Source organism: Streptomyces sp. NPDC046866, from assembly GCF_040704625.1.
Taxonomy (GTDB): Bacteria; Actinomycetota; Actinomycetes; order Streptomycetales; family Streptomycetaceae; genus Streptomyces.
Genome location: NZ_JBEYXN010000005.1, coordinates 165,401 through 185,511, shown reverse-complemented (window position 1 = coordinate 185,511; position 20,111 = coordinate 165,401). Strand labels below are relative to the sequence as shown.

At 75.4% G+C, this 20,111-nt stretch carries 17 protein-coding genes and 1 pseudogene; 12 read left to right on the top strand and 6 right to left on the bottom strand.

Annotated elements, in window-relative coordinates:
- The first annotated feature begins 178 nt into the window (after window positions 1-178).
- On the top strand, window positions 179-418 hold the full coding sequence (locus tag AB0953_RS10975; protein WP_366859089.1) for a chaplin: 240 nt from the start codon (window positions 179-181) through the stop codon (window positions 416-418).
- A gap of 81 nt (window positions 419-499) precedes the next feature.
- On the opposite strand, the gene AB0953_RS10970 is transcribed toward AB0953_RS10975, so the two are convergent.
- From AB0953_RS10970 to AB0953_RS10950, 5 genes are all read right to left on the bottom strand, one after another.
- Window positions 500-844, bottom strand: a complete 345-nt coding sequence (locus tag AB0953_RS10970; RefSeq protein ID WP_366859088.1) for a hypothetical protein — start codon at window positions 842-844, stop codon at window positions 500-502.
- A 161-nt stretch (window positions 845-1,005) separates the two neighbouring features.
- Window positions 1,006-2,325 carry a chaplin family protein gene (locus AB0953_RS10965; protein ID WP_366859087.1) on the bottom strand — a complete coding sequence of 440 codons (1,320 nt, stop codon included), beginning with the start codon at window positions 2,323-2,325 and terminating at the stop codon, window positions 1,006-1,008.
- Between the two features lie 122 nt (window positions 2,326-2,447).
- Window positions 2,448-2,681, bottom strand: coding sequence for a chaplin (locus AB0953_RS10960; RefSeq protein ID WP_366859086.1), 234 nt, complete (start codon window positions 2,679-2,681; stop codon window positions 2,448-2,450).
- Between the two features lie 219 nt (window positions 2,682-2,900).
- Window positions 2,901-3,314 carry a rodlin gene (locus AB0953_RS10955; protein WP_366859085.1) on the bottom strand — a complete coding sequence of 138 codons (414 nt, stop codon included), beginning with the start codon at window positions 3,312-3,314 and terminating at the stop codon, window positions 2,901-2,903.
- 130 nt (window positions 3,315-3,444) lie between these two features.
- Window positions 3,445-3,687: a chaplin gene (locus tag AB0953_RS10950; protein ID WP_366859084.1), complete on the bottom strand. Its 243-nt coding sequence runs from the start codon at window positions 3,685-3,687 to the stop codon at window positions 3,445-3,447.
- 103 nt (window positions 3,688-3,790) lie between these two features.
- On the opposite strand from AB0953_RS10950, the gene AB0953_RS10945 reads away from it, so the two are divergent.
- From AB0953_RS10945 to AB0953_RS10905, 9 genes and pseudogenes are all read left to right on the top strand, one after another.
- Window positions 3,791-4,966 (top strand): DUF3344 domain-containing protein, encoded by a 1,176-nt coding sequence (locus tag AB0953_RS10945; protein ID WP_366859083.1) that lies wholly within the window; start codon window positions 3,791-3,793, stop codon window positions 4,964-4,966.
- Window positions 4,967-5,069: 103 nt separating this feature from the next.
- Complete coding sequence (locus AB0953_RS10940; RefSeq protein ID WP_366859215.1) at window positions 5,070-6,200, top strand: glycosyltransferase; 1,131 nt, start codon at window positions 5,070-5,072, stop codon at window positions 6,198-6,200.
- Between the two features lie 2 nt (window positions 6,201-6,202).
- The gene (locus AB0953_RS10935; protein WP_366859214.1) at window positions 6,203-7,708 is read left to right on the top strand and encodes an exopolysaccharide biosynthesis polyprenyl glycosylphosphotransferase; all 1,506 of its coding nucleotides are present in this window, start codon (window positions 6,203-6,205) and stop codon (window positions 7,706-7,708) included.
- A gap of 138 nt (window positions 7,709-7,846) precedes the next feature.
- Complete coding sequence (locus AB0953_RS10930) at window positions 7,847-9,154, top strand: O-antigen ligase family protein (RefSeq protein WP_366859213.1); 1,308 nt, start codon at window positions 7,847-7,849, stop codon at window positions 9,152-9,154.
- The gene (locus tag AB0953_RS10925) at window positions 9,151-11,031 is read left to right on the top strand and encodes a lipid II flippase MurJ (RefSeq protein ID WP_366859082.1); all 1,881 of its coding nucleotides are present in this window, start codon (window positions 9,151-9,153) and stop codon (window positions 11,029-11,031) included. The genes AB0953_RS10930 and AB0953_RS10925 overlap by 4 nt, the downstream gene beginning before the upstream one ends.
- Before the next feature lie 64 nt (window positions 11,032-11,095).
- Window positions 11,096-11,797 carry a polysaccharide deacetylase family protein gene (locus AB0953_RS10920; protein ID WP_366859212.1) on the top strand — a complete coding sequence of 234 codons (702 nt, stop codon included), beginning with the start codon at window positions 11,096-11,098 and terminating at the stop codon, window positions 11,795-11,797.
- A gap of 53 nt (window positions 11,798-11,850) precedes the next feature.
- Window positions 11,851-12,972 (top strand): annotated as a pseudogene (locus AB0953_RS10915) (glycosyltransferase); the annotation flags it as partial.
- A gap of 439 nt (window positions 12,973-13,411) precedes the next feature.
- A complete protein-coding gene (locus AB0953_RS10910; RefSeq protein ID WP_366859081.1) occupies window positions 13,412-14,188 on the top strand; it encodes a lipopolysaccharide biosynthesis protein in 777 nt (258 codons plus the stop codon).
- A complete protein-coding gene (locus AB0953_RS10905; RefSeq protein WP_366859080.1) occupies window positions 14,185-15,327 on the top strand; it encodes a GNAT family N-acetyltransferase in 1,143 nt (380 codons plus the stop codon). The genes AB0953_RS10910 and AB0953_RS10905 overlap by 4 nt, the downstream gene beginning before the upstream one ends.
- A 5-nt stretch (window positions 15,328-15,332) precedes the next feature.
- Here the strand turns inward: AB0953_RS10905 and AB0953_RS10900 are convergent, their stop codons facing one another.
- A complete protein-coding gene (locus AB0953_RS10900) occupies window positions 15,333-16,883 on the bottom strand; it encodes a glycosyl hydrolase (RefSeq protein WP_366859079.1) in 1,551 nt (516 codons plus the stop codon).
- Window positions 16,884-17,034: 151 nt separating this feature from the next.
- Between AB0953_RS10900 and AB0953_RS10895 the strand changes: the two genes are divergently transcribed.
- Complete coding sequence (locus AB0953_RS10895) at window positions 17,035-18,651, top strand: ATP-grasp domain-containing protein (RefSeq protein WP_366859078.1); 1,617 nt, start codon at window positions 17,035-17,037, stop codon at window positions 18,649-18,651.
- Window positions 18,652-18,819: 168 nt separating this feature from the next.
- A complete protein-coding gene (locus AB0953_RS10890; RefSeq protein ID WP_366859077.1) occupies window positions 18,820-20,094 on the top strand; it encodes an NAD(P)-binding domain-containing protein in 1,275 nt (424 codons plus the stop codon).
- Window positions 20,095-20,111 lie beyond the last annotated feature (17 nt).

Genomic DNA, 20,111 nt, shown 5'->3' with positions numbered 1-20,111 from the left:
CGGGCGGCGCGGTCCCGTGGGCCGGCCGAACACCCCGTGCGGTGAAGGGGACTTGGGCCGAAAAATTGGGCTGAACAGGTTTGATCCGCCTCAGGCCGTGTCCGTAAGGCAGGTTGGACCGTTCTGTTCGGTGTGAGCCCCGGTCGGGGCAGAACGTCGAACAGAAGGTGCACTTCCCATGAACACTGCCAAGAAGGCAGCCCTGGTCCTGGCCTCTGCCGGTCTCGCCGCGGCGGGTGCCGCCGGTTCCGCCATGGCCGACGCGAGCGCCGACGGTGTGGCCGCCGGCTCCCCCGGTGTCATCTCCGGCAACCTGATCCAGGTCCCGGTCCACGTGCCGATCAACGTCTGCGGCAACACCGTCAACATCATCGCGCTGCTGAACCCGGCGTTCGGCAACGTCTGCGTCAACGACTGACGCAGCGGCACCACGCCCGTGGGCGCCGCCGGCCTCGGCCGGCGGCGCCCACGTCGTATGTCAGGAGCCGTGCGGAAAGGCTCAGTGGCCGCCCCCGTTGAGGCTCACGCCGTGGAGCGGGCCGGAGTTCTGGGTGACGCCGTTCGCCACGCCGAGGACCGCCCCCGGCACGTCGTTGCGGACCTTGTTGACCTGCTGGGCGGTGCCCACGACCTTCCCCACCGTCTCGCCCTGCTCGGCGATGCCGTTGCCCAGGGTCTGCGGGGCGTGCTCGGTGACGGGCGCCAGCGCGTCGAAGGCCTCGGTGGCCCCGCTCGTCAGGCTCATGGGGGGCAGCGCGGCGTTCTCGGCCGCGAAGGCGGAAGCGGAGGCGCCGAGGGCGGCGACGGAGCCGGCGATGACCGCGGCGACCTTCGTGAGCTTCATTGTCGAAATCCTTTTCCAGCGGTGACCGTCGCACCGCTTTCGCCCTGCGTAACGATTCCCTCCCGTCGCGGAAACGCGTGCGGGGCGCGCGCACGGCAGCGGCCGGAGAATCCGACAGGGGATTCTCCGGCCGATATTTCTTCCGATTACCGGTATTGCCCTCAGGCGATACGGGACCTGCGGTACAGGATCGCGCCGCCCAGGACCAGGGCCGAGGCGAGGATCGCCGCGGCGCCCGCCTGGCCGGCACCGGTCTCGGCGAGCACCGGCGCGGCCGCCGGAGCGGGTGCCGGAGCGGCGGGAGCGCCGGGTGCGGGGGCAGGAGCCGCGGCCGGCGGGAGGTGGACGGGGACGTCACCGGCCGGGGCGGAGGGCGGCTGGTCGGCGGGACGGACGACATCCGGCGCGGGAGCCGGAGCCGGGTGCGTCACCGGCATGCTGCCGCGCGGCGGCCGGGGACCGGGGACCTCCCCGACGGGCGCCGGGGCGGGGAGGGTGTGCGGTGCCTCTTCGACCGGGGCGGGGGCCGGGAGGGTGTGCGGTGCCTCTTCGACCGGTGCCGGTGCCGGGAGGGTGTGGGGAGCCTCCTCGACGGGTGCCGGGGCGGGGAGGGTGTGGGGAGCCTCCTCGACGGGTGCCGGGGCGGGGAGGGTGTGGGGTGCCTCGTCGACCGGGGCCGGTGCGGGCTGTGGCGGTGCGGGGACCTCCGCGGGCGGGGCGGGCTGCTGCGCCGGCCTCGGGGCCGGCGCGGGGAGGGGCTGCGGAGCGGGGTGCTCCGCCGCGGGCGGCCCCGGGTGCGGCTGCGGCTGCGGATGCGGCTGGGGGGCCGGGGGCGCGTGGTGGACCGGCGCCGGGGCCGGGAGGGTCTGCGCGTGGTCCTCGCAGTCCTCGTCCCCGGATCCGCCGCGCCCGCCGTAACCGCCCTCGTCGCCGGACTCCTCGTGGCGGGGCACCTCGTGACGGGGGGCCTCGGGCCGGGGGGCCTCGGGCCGGGGGGCGGCGTGGCGCGGCGCCCGCTCCCGGGGCGCCTCCCCGCGGGACTCCCCGTACCCGGAGGCCTCCTCGCGGCGCTGCTCCGGCAGGGCGTGCCGCCCGCGGTGCTCCTGGTGTTCCTCCAGGTAGCGCTCGATGGCAGCCGCCTGCTCGGGGCTCAGGTAGCGGTCGTGGCCGCCGCCGTCGTCTCCGTCCTGCCGGGCATGCCCGGTGTAGGGGGTGCCCGAACCGGTGTCGTTGACGCAGGTGTTGCCGAAGGCGGGGTTGAGCCCCGCTCCGCCGTCCACGCTGTTGCCGCACACGTTCGGCGAGAGGGTGACCGGTACCGAGACGCTGTTGCCGGCCAGCACACCCGGAGAGTGCGAGGCCTCGGACACCGCCCCGTGGTGCGCGTACGCCGCGCCGGTCGCGATCGAAAGCAGGCTCGAGGCGGCCGCGGCCGTGAGTACTCCCCTGCCCAGTACCTGTCGGCTCAGTACCTGTCGCATGGGTCCTTCCCTGTCTACCGGCTCGGGGGCCGGTGCTGAATCGAAGGTGGCCTCGGAGTGCACCGCCGTGCACTCCGAGGCCACCCCGAGGAGGTCTGCCCTTGCGGGCGGGAGACGTTGCGTCAGTCGTTGACGCAGACGTTGCCGAAGGCGGGGTTCAACAGCGCGATGATGTTGACGGTGTTGCCGCAGAGGTTGATCGGCACGTGGACCGGGACCTGCAGGAGGTTGCCGGACAGGACGCCGGGGGAGCCGATGGCCTTGCCGTCGGCGGCCGCGTCGGCCATGGCGGGGGAGGCGGCACCGGCGGCCATCAGAACGCCGGCGGTCAGTACGAGTGCCTTCTTGTACGTCATGTGATTTCGATCCTTCCCGCAGGGCTTGTCCACTGCAGAAATGACAACGATTGGGCCAGGGAAAAGAAACCGCCAATTCCCCGGTCCCGGGCCCGCTGCGGTAATTCTTTCCGCGTTCGGCCGTCGCCCGGAATTGTGGCCGGATTTACGAGCGGTGTCGTTACGCGGCGAGGCCGCCGCGACCCGAAGGTGCGACGGCCTCGGTGGTGCGGGGTGCGATCAGCTGCCGTGGGAGACGTTGCCGGACAGGATCGGGATGTTGTCCAGGATGTGCGAGAGCGGCTCGTCGCCCTTGGCCTGGGTGGAGTTCTCGGTGCACTGCTGGTTCATCGGGTTGGACAGGATCGGGACGTCCTGGAGGACGCCGACCGTGACGAGGCCGACGAGGGACTGGAGGTTGGCCTTGGCGGGCAGGGCGATGCAGGGCTTGTTGAAGGAGCCCTGGATCAGCGCCATCTGCGGGCTCATGTTGCCGTAGGTGGCCTGGTTGCCGTAGATCTGCGCCGCGTTGTTGCCGTTGACGGTGTTGATGCCGTTGTCGTTGCCGATGGCCATCGCCTGCGGCGCCATACCGGCACCGATGCCTGCGACCGAGGCCGCAAAGGCCGCGGCAGCCGTCACCTTCTTGATCATGTTCATCCCTTTTTTGCAGGATTGCCCGGTACCGGAGCACCCGGACCAACGGCCCGGCCGCGGCTCGGGTTGCGTCACTTCACCCGGATGCCGCCGTTTCGGACGGCGCGGTTGACGCTCGGGTGTGCGGTCAGCGGTTGATGCAGACGTTGCCGAACGCCGGGTTCAGGACCCCGACGATGTTCACGGAGTTGCCGCAGATGTTGATCGGGATCGAGATCGGCACCTGGACCGCGTTGCCGGAGATCACGCCGGGGGACCCCACGGCGGCGCCCGACGCGGTGGCGTCGGCGGAGGCCAGGCCCGCGCCGCCCAGCAGGATCGCGGCGCCCGCGGCAGCCGTGGTGGTGGTGCGCATCAGCTTCGTGTTCATCTGCGTATTTCCTTTCGGTTCGAACCGGTGGCGCATCGCATAACGACCCGCCGCCCACGGGGGTGCGTGTTATCGCCCAAAAGGCCGTACGCGCGAGTCCGGCGTGATTTCCCGCCCGATTTCTGACAAGGTTCACTCCTGTTTTGTCCCCTTGATCGAAAATGGAGACGGGGTCATGGGTTCGTCCCGCAGAATCCTCGGCACGCTCGGCCTGCTGTCCTGCCTCGTGCTTTCGGCCCACGTCCCCGCAGCGGGCGCCGAGGCCCCGCCGGGCCCCGGGCAGGCCCCTCGCATTCCGTTCACCCAGCGTTACCAAGCCGTGCAGCACGGCGGGCTGGTCCGCGCCTCGAACTCCTCCATCGGCTGCCGCAAGGAGCTGGCCCCCGGGGCCGAGCCGTGCGCCGAGGTCGACAAGGGGGCGGCGGGGGTCAACGGCGACTTCGAGATGTTCTACAGCGAGGTCGACAAGGATCCCGACACCTACAACTCCACCCGGGCCGAGCTGAAGGTGCCGCAGGGGGCGAAGGTCTCGTACGCCCGGCTGTACTGGGGCGGGAACCTGCGGGTCGGCGAGCAGAAGCCGCCGGAGGACAACGGCAGGGTGCTGGTCGCCGAGCCGGGCGGCTCGTACAAGGAAGTGCTCGCCGACACCGTGATCGGGCACCGGACGGACGAGGGGAGCGACGCCTACCAGGCCTCCGCGGACGTGACCCCGCTGGTGCGCAAGGGCGGCGCCGGGATGTGGACGGTCGCCCAGATCAACATCGCCATGGGCCACTCGCCGGTGGGTGCCTGGGGCGGCTGGACGCTGGTCGTGGCGTACGAGCAGCCGCAGGAGCCCCTGCGTCGGATCTCGGTGTGGGACGGCTTCGAGTCGCTCGCCGCCGGCGCGGGCGAGGAGGCGGGCGAGACGGTCGAGATCGCGGGCGTCAACGCCCCCGCCGGCGCCGCCGGGAAGGCGGGCGTGGTCGCGTACGACGGCGACCGGGGCACCCTCGGGGACTCACTCACGGTGACCTCGGACGGCGGGCGCCGGATGAGCGTCAACGATGCAGAAAATCCTTTTAATGATGTGATGAATTCCACGATCACGGAATTCGGACGTCCCTCGTTCGTGCGACAGCCCGAACACATGAACAATCTCGGATATGACGCGGACGTCTTCGACCTGAGTCCCGCCCTGTCCGGTGGCGCCCGCACCCTGAACTTCAGGTTCTCGGGCGAAAGCCAGGGTCAATTCCTCGGCGTGCTCTTCGTTCAGACAGACGCGCGCCGCTGAACGTAGGAGACCGCTCCGCGTGCCGACACAGCCTCCACCCCATTCACCTTCTTCCTCTCGTTCCCCAGCGGCCCCGCTGACCGTCCTCCACCTCGTGCAACCGGTGGACGGCGGCGTGGCCCGGGTCGTGACCGACCTCGTCCGCGCCCAGTCGGCCGCCGGCCTGCGGCCCGTCGTCGGCTGCCCGCGCGGCGGCCGGCTCGCCGCCGAGGCCCGCGCCGCGGGGGCCGAGGTGCTCCCGTGGCGCGCCGCGCGGGCCCCCGGACCCGACCTGGCCGCCGAGGTGCTCGGCGCCCGGCGGGTCATCCGCCGGGCCCGGCCCGACGTCCTGCACGCGCACAGCGCCAAGGCCGGACTCGCCGGGCGGCTCGCCGCCCGCGGCCGCGTCCCCACCGTCTTCCAGCCGCACGCCTGGTCCTTCGACGCCGTCGGCGGGGCCACCGCCGCGCTGGCCCTGCGCTGGGAGCGCTTCGGGGTCCGTTGGGCCGACCGGGTGCTCTGCGTCAGCGAGGCCGAACGCCGGGTCGGCGAGGCCGAGGGGATCGCCGCCCACTGGTCGGTGATCCGCAACGGGGTCGACCTGGACCACTACCGGCCCGGCGGGCCCGACCGCGCCGCGGACCGGGCCGCGGCGCGCACCGAACTGCCGCTGCCCGCCGCCTTCCTGGGTGACGGCCCGCTGGCCGTCTGCGTGGGCCGGCTGTGCCAGCAGAAGGGCCAGGACATCCTGCTGCGCGCCTGGCGGGAGGTGCTCGGCAACCTGCCCGAGGCCCGCCTCGCCCTCGTCGGGGACGGCCCCGACAGCGAGCGGCTGCGCCGCTCCGCGCCGCCCGGTGTGCTCTTCGCGGGCGGGACCGCCGACATCCGACCGTGGCTTCGGGCCGCCGATCTCGTTGTACTGCCGTCGCGGTGGGAAGGCATGGCGCTCGCCCCGCTGGAAGCCATGGCCTGCGGTCGACCGGTCCTGGTCTCCGACGTCAGCGGTGCCCGGGAGAGCCTGCCGCCCGGCCAGGGACGGCTCTGCCTGGTGCCGCCGGAGGATCCGACGGCCCTGGCCAAGGCCCTGGGACGGCTGCTCGCCGAGCCGCGGCTGCTCGCCGAACTCGGCGAGCAGGCCCAGCAGCACGCCCGGACCGAGTTCGACGTGCGGCGGACCACGGACGCGGTCACCGGTCTGTACCACGAACTGCTGGGCAGGCCCCGGCCCTTGAACCAGGAGCGCATCAGCCGATGACGATGGACAGCGCACCCGCCCGGCACACCGGGCAGGGCGGCACGGGGCGCGCGGGCGGCAGCGCCGGAACCACCGCCGTCCGCCGGGCCGTGACCGCCATCCACCCCCCGCGCCGGCCAGGGGCCGACCAGACCCGCCCCCTGGTACGGCCCGGGCGGGTCCGGCGCCGTGACGGGGCCGTCCCGCTGCTGGCCGCCGATGCGCTGGCCGCCGTACTCACCACGGCGGCCGTGCCCGGGCTGGAGCTCCCGCCCGCGGCGGCCGGGCCGCTCGCCGTGCTGACCTCCCTGCTGCACGCGCAGGCCGGGCTGTACCGGCCGCGGCTCGCGCCGTCCGCCCTCCTCGAACTGCCCGCGCTGGCCGGACGGGTGGCCGCACTGTGGTGCGGGGCCGCGGCCGTCGTGGCCGCCGTGGACCCGCGCCAGGCCCTGGGCTGGTCCGTGCTGCTGGCCGCGGTCTGCCTGCAGACCGCCCTGACCTGCGCGGGCCGCGGGCTGGCCAACCAGCTCCGGCGGCGCGCCGCCCGGCGCCGGCCCGCCTCCGCGCTCGTCGTCGGCCCCGGTGCCGGGGCGAGCGCCGTGGCCGCCGCGCTGCACGGCCGCCCGGAGTACGGGCTGCGGCCCGTCGGCCTCGCCGACACCGGCGCCGGGGCAGAAGGCGGGGACGGGGTGCCGGTGCTCGCCACCCACGAGGACATCCGGCGCGCCGTCATCCAGAACTCCGTGCGCCACGCGGTCTTCACGCGCCCGCCCGAGGCCGACGAGCGCACCGCCGCCCTCGTCCGGCTCTTCCACGACCACGGCTGCCGCCTCTGGCTCGCCGACCCGGCCGGCACCGCCAAGGTCACGGGCATGCGGGTCGCCCAGCCCGCCGACCATCTGTGGGGGTACGCCGTCCAGCCGCTGCTGCCGCGCCCGGCCCGGCGGCCGGAGCGCTGGGTCAAGCGGGCCGTCGACGGTGTGCTCGCCGCGCTCGCGCTGCTCGCCGCCGCTCCGGTCATCGGCCTGTGCGCGCTGGCCGTACGGATCTCCGACGGGCCCGGGGTGATCTTCCGGCAGGAGCGGGTCGGCCTGTACGGGCGCCCCTTCACCCTGCTGAAGTTCCGCACCCTGCGCGCCGACGAGCACGAGTCCGCGACCCGCTGGACGGTCGCCGGCGACAACCGGATGAGCCCCGTCGGCTCCTTCCTGCGCAAGTCCTCCCTGGACGAGCTGCCGCAGCTGTGGAACGTGGTCCGCGGCGACATGAGCCTCGTCGGCCCCCGCCCCGAACGGCCCTTCTTCGTCGCGAAGTTCAGCACCGTCCACCCCGGCTACGAGGCCCGCCACCGGATGCCCGTCGGCATCACCGGGCTCGCGCAGATCAACGGCCTGCGCGGGGACACCTCCATCGAGGACCGGGCCCGCTTCGACAACCACTACATCGACACCTGGTCGCTGTGGCAGGACCTGTGGATCCTCGCCCGCACCGCGGCCTCCTTCTTCCGCTTCCGGCTGGGAGGCAGCTGACCCATGAGTCTCGCCGTAACCCTGGGCGGCCGCGGCCGCCGCAGCGGCCCGGGCAGCAGCAGCCGCGGCCCCGGCCCGGGCCTGCCCCGACTGCTGCGCCGGCACTGGCCGCTGCTGCCGCTCGCCGCGACGGTCCTGATGCTGCTGGTCCCCGTCCCCGCGGGCGACGCCAGCACCTCCGGCAAGGTCGGCCCGGCCGACGCCGCCTCGCTGCTGCTGGTCCTGGTGTGCGGGGTGCAGGCGCTGCGGGGCCGGGTGCAGCGCCCGAGCCCGCTCGCCGTGCTCGTGCTCGGCGTGCCCGCCGTGGGGCTGGCGGTCGCCACCGCGACCGCCGGGGACCCGTATGCGGCGCTGCCCGGCTTCGTGCGCTACCTCCAGGTCTTCGTGCTGGTCCCGGTGGCGGTCGTGCTGCTGGTGCGCGACGGCGGGGAGTTCCGGATCGCCGCCGGGTGCTTCGTCGTGCTGGCGCTGGTGCAGGGCGCCGTCGGCGTGGTGCAGTACGCCACCCACACGGGGGCCTCGTACCAGGGCGAGGACATCCGGGCCGTCGGCACCTTCGGGCCCGGCGACGTCATGGGCATGGCCACGGTGGTGGCGTACGGGCTGGTGGTCGCGACCGCCGCGGCGCTGGCGCCCGGCCTGCCCCGTCGCGTACGCCGCACGGCCGGTGCCAGCGCGGTGCTGCTGGTGCTGCCGCTGGTGCTCTCCTTCAGCCGCGGTTCCTGGATCGCCACGGCCGGGGCCGCCGTGCTCGTCATGGGGCTGGCCGGGATCCGGCGGGCCGTGCAGGTCCTCCTCGCGCTCGCCGCGGCCGGCGTGGTCCTGGTCGGCGGGCTCGGCGTCGGGTCGGAGATGGTCGCCGAGCGGCTCACCTCCATCACCCAGGTCTCCAGCGCCCCCGACCAGTCCGTGACCGACCGCTACACGATGTGGGCCGCCGCCGGGGCGATGTGGCGGGAGCGGCCCGCCGCCGGGGTCGGCCTCAAGGGCTTCCCCGCGAACCGCGACAGCCACGCCACGCTCGGGCTGTCCTCCGGCAGCGACACCGCCGGCGCCGGTCAGGGATACGTCCGCCAGCCGCTGCTCTCCCCGCACAACATGTACCTGCTGGTGCTCAGCGAGCAGGGCCTGATCGGGCTGACCGCGCTGGCCGGCGGGTGGGCGGTGCTGCTCGTCGCCGGGATCCGCCGGTACCTCGCGGGCGGCGGGGCGCTGCGCGACTGCGGCCTGGTCGCGATCGGCCTGCTGGTGTGGCAGCTGACCGACTTCCTCTACGCGGACATCGGCGGGCCCTCCACCGTCCTGACCGGCGTGATCATCGGACTGGCCGCCTGGTGGGCGCTCCCGTCCGGTGCCGGTGCCGGTGCCGCTTCCGGGTCCGGTGCGGGCGGGGGTACCGGCCGTACGACCGGCCCGCTCGCCTGTTCGGGTGCGGCCGGCCGGTGACGGACACCACGCCCTGGCGGCGGCCCGCGGCCGCGGCGACCGACGTCGCCGCGGCTGCGGGCCGTCCGCACCGTCCGAACCGGCCGGGTCGGGGCCGGTCCCCCGAACCCGCCGCCCTGCGGGCCGCCGCGGTCTCCGGGGCGGGCGGTCCGTCGGCCGCGGGAGGGGCGGCAGGGGCTGCCGGGTCTGCTGGGTCCGCTGGGTCCGCTGGGGCTGCCGGGTCCGATGGGTCCGCTGGGGCTGCCGGGTCCGCCGGTCCGGCCCAGGGGGCGGCGCCGCTCGGCCGGTTCCTGGCCAAGGCCGCCGCCGTCACGGCCGGGCTGACCGCCGCCGGCGCCGTCTGCGGGCTCGTACGGGACCAGACCATCGCGCACCTCTTCGGCGCCGGGCACGACAGCGACGCCTTCCTCATCTCCTGGACCGTTCCGGAGATGGCCTCGACGCTGCTGATCGAGGACGCCATGGCCCTGCTGATGGTGCCCGCCTTCAGCCACGCCCTCGCCCGCCGCTCGGCCGCCCGGGCCGGGCTCAGCCGCCAGGAGGCCCGCGCCCAGGACCCCGTGCGGCTGCTGGTGGGGGCGACCCTGCCGCGGCTCGCGGTGTTCCTGGCCGCCGTCGCCTCCCTGCTGGTCGTCGCCGCGCCGCTCGTCGTCGCCGTGCTCGCGCCCGGCCTGCCGGATCCCGCACTCGCCGTCGAGTGCACCCGGATGACCGCGCTGACCGTGCTGTCCTTCGGGCTCGCCGGATACTTCAGCGCCGCCCTGCGCGCCCACCGCTCCTTCGTGCCGCCGGCCGCGATCTACGTCTCGTACAACGTCGGGATCATCGGCACGATGGTGGCCCTGCACGCCGTGTGGGGCGTGCGGGCCGCGGCCGCCGGCGTCGCCGTCGGCGGACTGCTGATGGCCCTCGTCCAACTGCCCGCGTTCATCCGGAACGTGGGCTTCGGCCCGCCCCGGCCCAAGGCCGCACCACGCAGCCAGCGCGACCGCGACCGGCCCACCCTGATCGCCGTCGGGATGATCGCCCCGGTGATCTGCTTCGCCGTCTTCCGGCAGTCGCAGGTCCTCGTCGAGCGGTTCCTGGCCGCGTCCCTGCCGCCCGGCGCCATCTCGCACCTGAACTACGCGCAGAAGGTCGCGCAGATGCCGATGGTGCTCTCCCTGATGATCTGCACCGTCACCTTCCCGGTCGTGGCCCAGGCCATGGCCGGCGGTGAGCGCGAGAAGGCCCGGCGGCGCGTCGAACAGGACCTGGCGCTCGCCTCCCTCGCCGTCCTCATGGGCACCGCCCTGGTCATCGGCTACGCGCCGCAGATCATCCAGGTGCTGTTCGAGCGCGGCGCCTTCACCCACCGGGACACCCTGGCCACCGCCGCCGTCATGCGGGTCTACGCCCTCGGACTGCTCGGGCACTGCCTCGTCGGAGCGCTCAGCCGGCCCTTCTTCTCGACCGCCCGGCCCACCTGGTTCCCGGCGCTCGCGATGGGCGCCGGACTGTTCGTCAACACCGTCGCCGGGGCCCTCGCCGTCCGGTGGGGCACGTACGGCATCGCCGGCGCCAATGCCGCCGGCATCACCACCACCGCCGTGCTGCTGCTCACCGGCATCCGCTCGCGGATCATGGCGATCCAGGTCCGCCGGGTCGCCCTCAGCATCGCCCGGCTCGCCGTCGCCTCCGTCGCCGCCTGCGGCACCGGCTGGATCGCGGGGCCGATGATCCCGGACCCGCTGCTCAGCGCCGGCCTCGGCTGCCTGCTGGTCCCCGCCATGTTCGGAGCGTCCGGCATGGCCATACGGGCGCTCGAAGTCACCGCCCTGTCCGCCCAGATCGCCCAGACGAGCCAGAGGTTCCGCCATGTCCGCAACGTCCGCTGACCCCGACACGGCGCCGGCCGCCACGGCCGCCGCCCGCCGCCTGACCGGCTCGCCGTGGGTCCTGATGTACCACTCGGTCACCGAGTTCACCGACCCCGCCGAGGACCCGTACGGCATCACCGTCACCCCGCGCGCCCTGGAGGCGCAGCTGCTGTGGCTGCGCTCGCGCGGGCTGCGCGGGGTGTCCGTCGGCGAACTGCTGCGGGCGCGTGCCGCCGGTCGCGGCGCGGGGCTGGTCGGGCTCACCTTCGACGACGGCTACACCGACTACCTGACCGGGGCGCTGCCGCTGCTGCGCCGCCATGACTGCACCTCCACCCTGTTCGTGCTGCCCGGGCGGCTCGGCGTGGACAACGCGTGGGACCCGCTGGGGCCGCGCAAGTCCCTGCTCACCGCCGAGGGGATCCGCGAGGTCGCGGCCGCGGGGCAGGAGATCGGCTCCCACGGGCTGCTCCACCAGGACCTGACCGCTGCCTCCGACGAGGTGCTGCAGCAGGAGCTGCGGGGCAGCCGGGAGCTGCTGCGCGAGCTGACCGGGACGCTGCCGCAGGGGTTCTGCTACCCGTACGGCTACCTCGACGCGCGGGTCGTCGCCGCGACGCGGGAGGCCGGGTACGGGTACGCGTGCGCCATCGACCCCGGGCGGCTGGCCGGCCCGTACGCCCTGCCGCGCACGCACGTCAGCCAGGCCGACGGGCCCGGGCGGCTGCAGATCAAGCAGCTGCGGCACCGGGTACGGGGGCTGCGGCGGGCGGTGTCCCGATGACGGAGGCGACGCGGGGGACGCAGGCGCTGCCGGACGGGCGGGACCTGCGCGAGCTGCGCGTGCTGCACGTCATCACCGGGCTCGGCGTCGGCGGGGCCGAGCAGCAGCTGCGGCTCCTGCTGCGGCACCTGCCGATGCGCTGCGACGTGCTGACCCTGACCAACCCGGGCCCGGTCGCCGAGGGGCTGCGGGCCGACGGGGTGCGCGTGGTGCACCTGGGCATGCGGGGCAACCGGGACCTCGGCGCGCTGCCGCGGCTGCTGCGGTTCGTCCGCGACGGCCGCTACGACCTGGTCCACACCCACCTGTACCGGGCCTGCCTGTACGGGCGGCTCGCGGCCCGCCTCGCCGGGGTGCGGGCGGTCGTGGCCACCGAGCACTCGCTCGGCGAGGGAGAGATCGAGGGCCGGCCGCTGTCGCGCGGGGTGCGGGCCCTGTACCTGGCCGGCGAGCGGATGGGCGCGGCCACCGTGGCCGTCTCCGACACCGTCGCCGACCGGCTGCGCGGGTGGGGCGTGCCGGGGGAGCGGGTGCACGTCGTCCCCAACGGCATCGAGGCCGCCCGGTTCCGCTTCGACGCGGGGGCGCGCCGGGCCGTGCGGGCCCGGACCGGGCTGCCCGAGCGGGCCTTCGTCGTCGGCGGGGTCGGGCGGCTGGTGCCGGGCAAGCGGTTCGACGCGCTGGTCCGGGCGGTCGCGGCCCTGCCGGGCGCCCACCTGCTGCTGGCCGGGGAGGGGCCGGAGCGGGGCGCGCTGCGCCGACTGGCCGCCGAGCTGGACGCGCAGCACCGGATCCACCTGCTGGGCGAGCGGGACCCGCTGGGCGACAGCGCGGACGGCCGCACGTTCGGGATCCCCGCGCTGCTGTCCGCCATGGACGTCTTCGTGTCGCCGTCGCGGGAGGAGGCGTTCGGGCTGGCGGTGGTCGAGGCGCTGGCGGCCGGGCTGCCGGTGCTGCACGTCACCTGCCCCGCGATCGACGACCTGCCCGCCGCCGAGGCGCCCGGTGCGCGGCGGATCGGCACCGGCGACGAGGAGCTCCTCGCAGCCCTGCGCGGGCACATGGAGGCGGGGGCCCGCCGCCTCCCGCCACCGCCGGTGGCCCGCCACTACGACATCGCGCGCACCGCCGCGAGCCTCCTGACGGTCTACCGCCAGGCCCTGGACACCACGCCCGCCGCAACGCCCCCGGCACCTGCCGCGGCTGCCGAGGCGACGTCCGCGTCCGGCTCCGGCGGGACGCCCGGCCGCGACGGGATCGCCGCCACGCCCGCAGCCGTGGCGGGTGGGCCCGGTACCGCGGGTCCGGGCCCGGTGCCGGCTACCGCGGGTCCGGTGCCGGCGGCCGGCGCCGGCACCGACCGTACGGCCGGGGCCGCCGCGGTCCCCGGCCCGGGCCGGGCACCGGCCGGGGCGCCCGCGCCGGCGCCCGGGCGGCGCAGCGCCGGGCCCGCCGCGGACGCCGGGACGTGGCGGGGGCTGCCGCCCGCTGCCGCCGGGCCGCCGGCGGGGCGCCCGTACGCCGCGCCCGGCGACAACGGCTGATCCGACCCTCCTGACGCGGCCCGCAACGGGCCCGCGGGAAACCCTCTTCACCCAGGAAGCGAGCACGCACATGGCCGACACCGCCGACCAGAAGAAGTCCGACCGCCGTCGCCGCCGGGTACGGCTGCTGCCGCCGCCCGCGTGGTGGCCGCTGCCCGCCGCCGCCCTGCTGGGGCTGGCCGCGGGCGGCGCGTACGGAGTCCTCAAGGCGCCCGAGTACGCCGCCACCAGCTACGTCGTGGCCGTCCCCGACGACACCACCGAGCCGGCCACCGCCCTCGGCTTCGCGCAGGCGTACGCCCGTATCGCCACCAGCAGCTCCACCCTCGCGTACGCCCAGCCCCGCGCCGGGATCGACGCCCGCCGGCTGCGGACGCAGGTGCGGGCCGAGACCTCCCCCGAATCCCCGATGATCGCCGTCACCGGCACCTCCCGCAGCGCCGCCGAGGCCGCCGACATCGCCAACGCGGTCGCCGACGCCCTCTCGCTGAGCAGCAACCAGGCCGCCAAGAACACCGGCGTCCAGCTGATCCTGTTCAGCCAGGCCGTCGCCCCGACCGAGCCGGCCTCGCCCTCCGCGCCCATCAGCGGTGCGGTCGGCCTGTGCGCCGGCGGGCTGCTCGGCGGGCTGTGGCTGCTCGCCCGGCCCGGCCGGGCGCGGCGCCCGCAACACGCCGCGGTCGGCCTGCCGGACACCGTGGAGGCCGGGGCGGCCGAGGACGCCGTGCAGGTCAAGGACGTCAAGGAGGTCAAGGACGTCAAGGAGGTCGAGGAGTACGCCACCCTGCCCGCCCAGGGCGAGCACGGCGGGCACACCGAGGCCAAGGAGAAGGAGTCCGTGCGATGACCACGGGCTCCACCGGGGCCCTGTCGGTGACGCTGTGCCGCGACCCCCGGCAGTTCGCCGCCCTGGAAGAGCCCTGGAACCGGCTCTTCCGCTCCTGCCCCACCGCCACCCCGTTCCAGAGCCACGCCTGGCTGCACTCGTGGTGGCTGTCGTACGGCCGGGACGGGCGGCTGCGCCTGGTGCTCGTGCGCCGTGACGGGGAACTCGTCGGCGCGGCCGCGCTGATGCTCGTCCACCGGCCGCTGCCGCTGCTCGTCCCGCTCGGCGGCGGCATCACCGACTACTTCGACGTCCTCGTGGCCGCCGACCACGCCGAGCAGGTCGTCCCGGCGCTCGCCCGCGGCCTGCACCGGGCCGCCCGCGGCGCGGTCGTCGACCTGCGCGAGGTCCGGCCCGGGGCGGCCGCCGAGGCGCTCTACGACCAGTGGCCCGGTGCGCGCAGCAAGCTCGCCGACTCCACCTGCATGGAGCTGCCCGCGCTGCCGTTCGACGAGTTGGTCAAGCGGATGCCTGCCTCGGGGGCCCAGCGGGTGCGGGCCAAGCTCCGCAAGACCGACGCGGCCGGGATCGAGGAGCACGAGGTCACCGAGCACGAGGTGCCCCACGCCGTACGGACGCTGCTGCGGCTGCACGAGAAGCAGTGGCGCGGCCGCGGCGTCACCCCCGAGCACCTCAGGCCGCGCTTCGCCGAGCACCTGACCCGGGCCACCCGGCGGATGGTCCGGGCCGGACAGGGACGGCTCACGGAGTTCCGGCTGGACGGGAAGGTGGTCGCCGCCAACGTCACCCTGCTGTCGGGGGCGCTCAGCGGCGGGTACCTGTACGGCGCCGACCCGGACCTGCGGGCCCGGAAGGTGGACGTGGCGACGCTGCTGCTGCGCTACGAGGCGGGCCGCGCCCTGGCGGAGGGCCGCTCCGTGGTCAGCTTCCTGCGCGGCAGCGAGCCGTACAAGAACCACTGGCGGCCCGACACGGTCGTCAACCAGCGGTTCCTGATGGCCCGTTCCGCCCTCGCGCCCCTGCTGCGGCTGCACGAGTCGCAGGTCTCGGGGCGCGAACGGGCGGTGGACGCGCTGCGCGAGGCGCTGCCCGCCGCCCGCGACTGGCGGGCCCGGCTCAACGAACTGCGGGTCCGATGACGGCTCTACCAGGGCCAGAAGCCGGAGTCCGAGCCCCAGTCGAGCGTGATGCAGACCGACTGCTTGCCGACCAGCTTGGAGAGCCACTCGCCGACGTTGATCGGCACGCACCACTGCGTGCTGTTGACCGGCGAGGGGCGCTGCGGGCGCGGCGGCTGGGAGGGCTGCGGCTGCGGCTGCGGCACGACCGGGCTCGGGACCGGGCTCGGCTTGACCGGGGCCTGGCTGGGCCGGGCCGGTACGGGCGTGGGCTTGACCGGGACCGGGCTCGGCTCGACCGGGACCGGGCTCGGCTCGACCGGGGCCCGGCTGGGCTCCGCTGGGAGGGGCGTGGGCTCGACCGGGACCGGGGTCGGCTCCACCGGCACGGGGGAGACCGGGGCGGGCACCAAGGGCGAGGGCACGGCTTGCGAGGGCTTCGGCACGGGGATCTCGGGCAGCGGCACCTGCGGGGTGGGCACGACCGGCGTCGGCACGACGGGCGTGGGCACCACCGGGGTGGGCACCACGGGCGTCGGGACGACCGGCGTGGGCACGACCGGCGTCGGGACCACGGGCGTCGGGACCACCGGCCCGGGCACCTCGGGCGTCAGCGCCTTGCGGAACGCCCGCGCCGACTTCGGGTTCTGCTTGCACTGCCACACGCCGTGCGGGCAGTAGTCGGTGATGGTGTGGTAGACCGGCTTCTGCTCGTCGATCCACTGGAGCATGCGCCGCACGTACTCCGGGTTGTCCCCGTGCCGGAACAGCCCCCACTCCGGGTACGACACGCGCTTGCCGTGTGCCTTCGCGAAGTCGACCTGGTGCTGGAGCCCGTACGGCTGGGTGACCATGTCGTCGAAGGTGCGGCCCGGGCCCTGGTCGTACGAATCCATGCCGATGATGTCGACCACGTCGTCGCCCGGGTAGCAGCGGGTCCAGCCGATGGCGTCCTGGCCGCGGTTGGGGGCGAAATCGAACGTGAACTCCTGCCCGGGGACCGAGCGCATCGTGTTGACGATGCGCCGCCAGTACGCCTTCCAGCGCTCCGGGTCCGGCGCGCAGCGGTGGGTGTAGGTGACCCCGTTCATCTCCCAGCCGAGCACGATCACCGTGTCCGGCACGCCCAGCTCCACCAGCCGCTCGGCGAGCCGCTTGAAGTGGTGGTCGTACGCGCCGTCCGCGCCCTCCCGGATCAGCCGGGCCACCTGGTCGTCGGGGACCCGGCCCTCGTTGCGCTCCTGCATGGGCACGTTGAGGACGAACATCCGGTCCGGCTTCCCCTGGCGCCATTCGGCCCAGTCCTCGAGGAAGCCCACGCCGCCCTCGATGGCGGCCCACCGGTCGCCCGGCAGATACGTGTGGCCGACCCGGATCTCCCGGCCGCCGAGCCAGCTCGACAGGAACGGGATGCGGGCGACCCCGCGCGGCCCGTAGTCGAGGTAGGCGCCCATGGCGGTGTCCGATGCCTTCGGCTGGTCCTCCTCGGGGGCCGCGAGGGCGGCACCGGTGGCGAGCAGCCCGGCCGTGACCGTACCGATGCAGGTGCTCGCCAGGCGGCTTCGTGGTCTGGGCATGGCATCTCCCGGGCTGTCCCGAATCGGTGTGCTTGTCACAGACGTTAGGCATCACATCCGACGAATGGCCTGTCCGGTGACAGCCTGCGTAGGCCATTCGCAGCTGCGCACCCTCCCCACTTGGTCCGACTAGGTGAAAGACACCGCTTCCATGTACGAGTTCGCCGGCCACGTGCCCGCTGTTGTGCTCAGACTCGACCGGAATCCGTTCCACCACGGAACCCTCGGCGCCGTCAGATCCCTCGGGCGCAAGGGCGTGGAGGTCCATGCCGTCGTCGAGGCCGGGGGAGGTCCCATGGGGCGCTCGCGGTACCTGCACGCCGTACATCCCGGTCCGCCGGGCGGGTTGGACGCCGAGGCGCCGGAGGCGCTGCTGGAATGCCTCGTCGGGGTGTCCGAGCGGATCGGCCGGCCGGCGGTGCTCGTCGCGATGGACGACCTGAGCGCCATCGCCGTCGCGCGGATCGCGCCGATGCTCGACGGGCGGTTCCGGATCCCCCATCAGCCCGACGGGCTCCCGGCGCGCGTGGCCGACAAGGCGGAGCTGTCGCGGCTGTGCGCGCGCTGGGACATCCCCCACCCGGAGACCGTGGTCCCGGCCAGCGGGGCCGAGGCCGCCGAGGCCGCCTGGCGCCTCGGCCTGCCCGCAGTGGCCAAGTGGAGCCGGCCCTGGCTGCTGCCCGCGGGCGCCGGCCTGCGCAGCACCACCCTGGTGCACACACCCGCCGACGCGCGCCGGCTGTACGAGCGCACCGCGGAGGCCGGGAGCCGGCTGCTGCTCCAGCGGTTCCTGCCGGCGGGCACCGACACCGACTGGTTCTTCCACGGGGCCTTCGCCCGGGGCGGGCGCCCGCTGCTCGCCGGGTCGGGCCGCAAGGAGCTGTCGTGGCCGGTGCGCACCGGCCTGACGGCGGTGGGGCGCTGGCTGCCCGACCCGGCGGTGGAGGAGGCCGGGCTGCGGATCGCCGAGCGCCTGGGCTACCAGGGGATCCTGGACCTGGACTTCCGCCGGGACGAGGACGGCTGCTTCCGGCTGGTGGACTTCAACCCCCGGCCGGGGGCGCAGTTCCGGCTGTTCACCGACGAGGGCGGGCTGGACGTCGTACAGGCCGTGTACCTGGACTTGACGGGGCAGCAGGTGCCGCAGCCGTCCGGTGGGCCCGGGCGGGTGTTCGTGGCGGAGAACTACGCGCTGCTGGCGGCGGTGCGCGGGCGGCAGTGGCCGCTGCGGCCGGTGCGCGGGAGGGCGGCGGTGCCGGTCGTACCGGCCGGGCGCCGGCCGGACGACGGGCCCGAGCGCGGTGCGGCGCGGGCGGCGGAACGCGGGCCGGAGCGCGGTGCGGTGCGCGGGCCGGAGCACGGATCCGTGCGCGGACCCGGGCCGCTGCGGGTGGTGCCGCGGGTGGAGCGGGGGCGGGTCGAGGCCGCCTGGTTCGCCGCCGACGACCTGCTGCCGTTCCTGGCGATGCTCGCCGCGTTCCTCGGCCGCGGCGCGGGCAAGGGGGCCCGGGTGCTGCGCACGGTCCCCGCCCACGGCCGGCGCACGGCGCGCGCGGTGGTGCGCGCCCCCCGCCAGCGGGTCCGCGAGGCGCCGGCCGCCCCGCAGGCCGCCCCCGGGCCGTCGGCGTCCGCGGCGCCGGCGCCGCCCGTACCGCCCGTACCGCCGCCGGCGCCGACCGTACCGCCGCCGGCGCCGGCCGCGCCCCCGCCGCAGGGCCCGCCGGGCGGCGCGGCGGCCGCCGAACCGGACGAGCTGGTGACCCGGTGAGGGACCGGGGGCCGCAGCGGTGCCCCCTGCGGGCGACACCGGGCCCGCCGGCGTTTGGCGCGCAGGGCCGAGGGAAACCCGAGGTGACGGCAGAGACGGCCCCCGGCCCCGTACCGCCGCTGAGACCGGCGGAGGACCCATGAGACTGGAGGGACAGCGGTGACGCGGATGGACGATCTCGTCGTGGTCGGCGCCGGGCCGTACGGGCTGTCGATCGCCGCGCACGCGAGGGTGGCCGGGATCGGCGTGCGCGTGCTCGGCCGGCCCATGGCCTCGTGGCGCGACCACATGCCCGAGGGCATGTACCTCAAGTCCGAGCCCTGGTCCTCCAACCTGTCCGCGCCCGGCGGCCGGCACACCCTCGCCGAGTACTGCGCCGGCCGCGGGCTGGCCGCCGAGCACGGCCGGCCGCTGCCCATCGACACCTTCAGCGCGTACGGCCTGTGGTTCGCCCGGCGCGCCGCCCCCGAGGTGGAGGAGGTGACCGTCACCGAGGTCACCCCGCAGGGCGACGGCTTCCGCATCCGCACCGCCGAGGGGCCGCCGCTGCTGGCCCGCACCGTCGCGCTCGCCGTCGGGGTGATGCCCTTCGTCCGCCACCCGGAGGCGCTGCGCGGGCTGCCGCCCGGCCACTACTCGCACAGCAGCGGCCACCGCGACCTCGCCCGCTTCGCCGGGCAGGAGGTCGCCGTCGTCGGGGCCGGGCAGGCCGCCCTGGAGACCGCCGCCCTGCTCGCCGAGAACGGGGCCCGGCCGGTCCTCGTCGCCCGGCGGTCCCGGATCGACTGGAACACCGTCCCCCAGCCGCTGGAGCGGCCGGCCCTGCGCGCCCTGCGCAGTCCGCACAGCGGGCTGGGCACCGGCTGGCGCAGCTGGGTGTGGTCCGAGCTGCCGTGGGCGGTGCGCCGGCTGCCCGCGCCGACCCGGGAGCGGATCGCCGCGACCGCGCTCGGGCCCGCCGGGGCCTGGTGGCTGCGCGACCGCTTCGAGCAGCGGGTGCCCGTGCTGCTCGGGCACCGCCTGCACCGGGCGGTCCCGGTGGGCGACCGGACCCGGCTGGGCCTGACCACCACGGCCGGCGAGTCCGTCGTCCTGGACGTCGCCCACGTCATCGCGGCCACCGGCTTCCACCCCGACCTGGCGCGGCTGGGAATGCTGGACGCCCGGCTGCGGGCCGCCCTGGAGACCGTCGGGGACGGCGGCACGCCGGAGCTCGGCGCGGATTTCGAGTCGTCCTGGCCGGGGTTGTTCTTCGCGGGGCTGTTGACGGCTCCCTCATTCGGCCCTTCCATGCGATTCGTGCACGGTGCGGGGTTCACGGCGGGGAGACTGGTCGCAGGAGTCCGAAGGCGCCTCGGCGCCCGGGGCCGGCCGGCCGGCCCGCTCGGGACCGCACGGCCCGCCCGGGCCGGCGCGGGACATCCGAAGACGTCTGCGCGGTGAGCTGAGAGGGGTCCGCG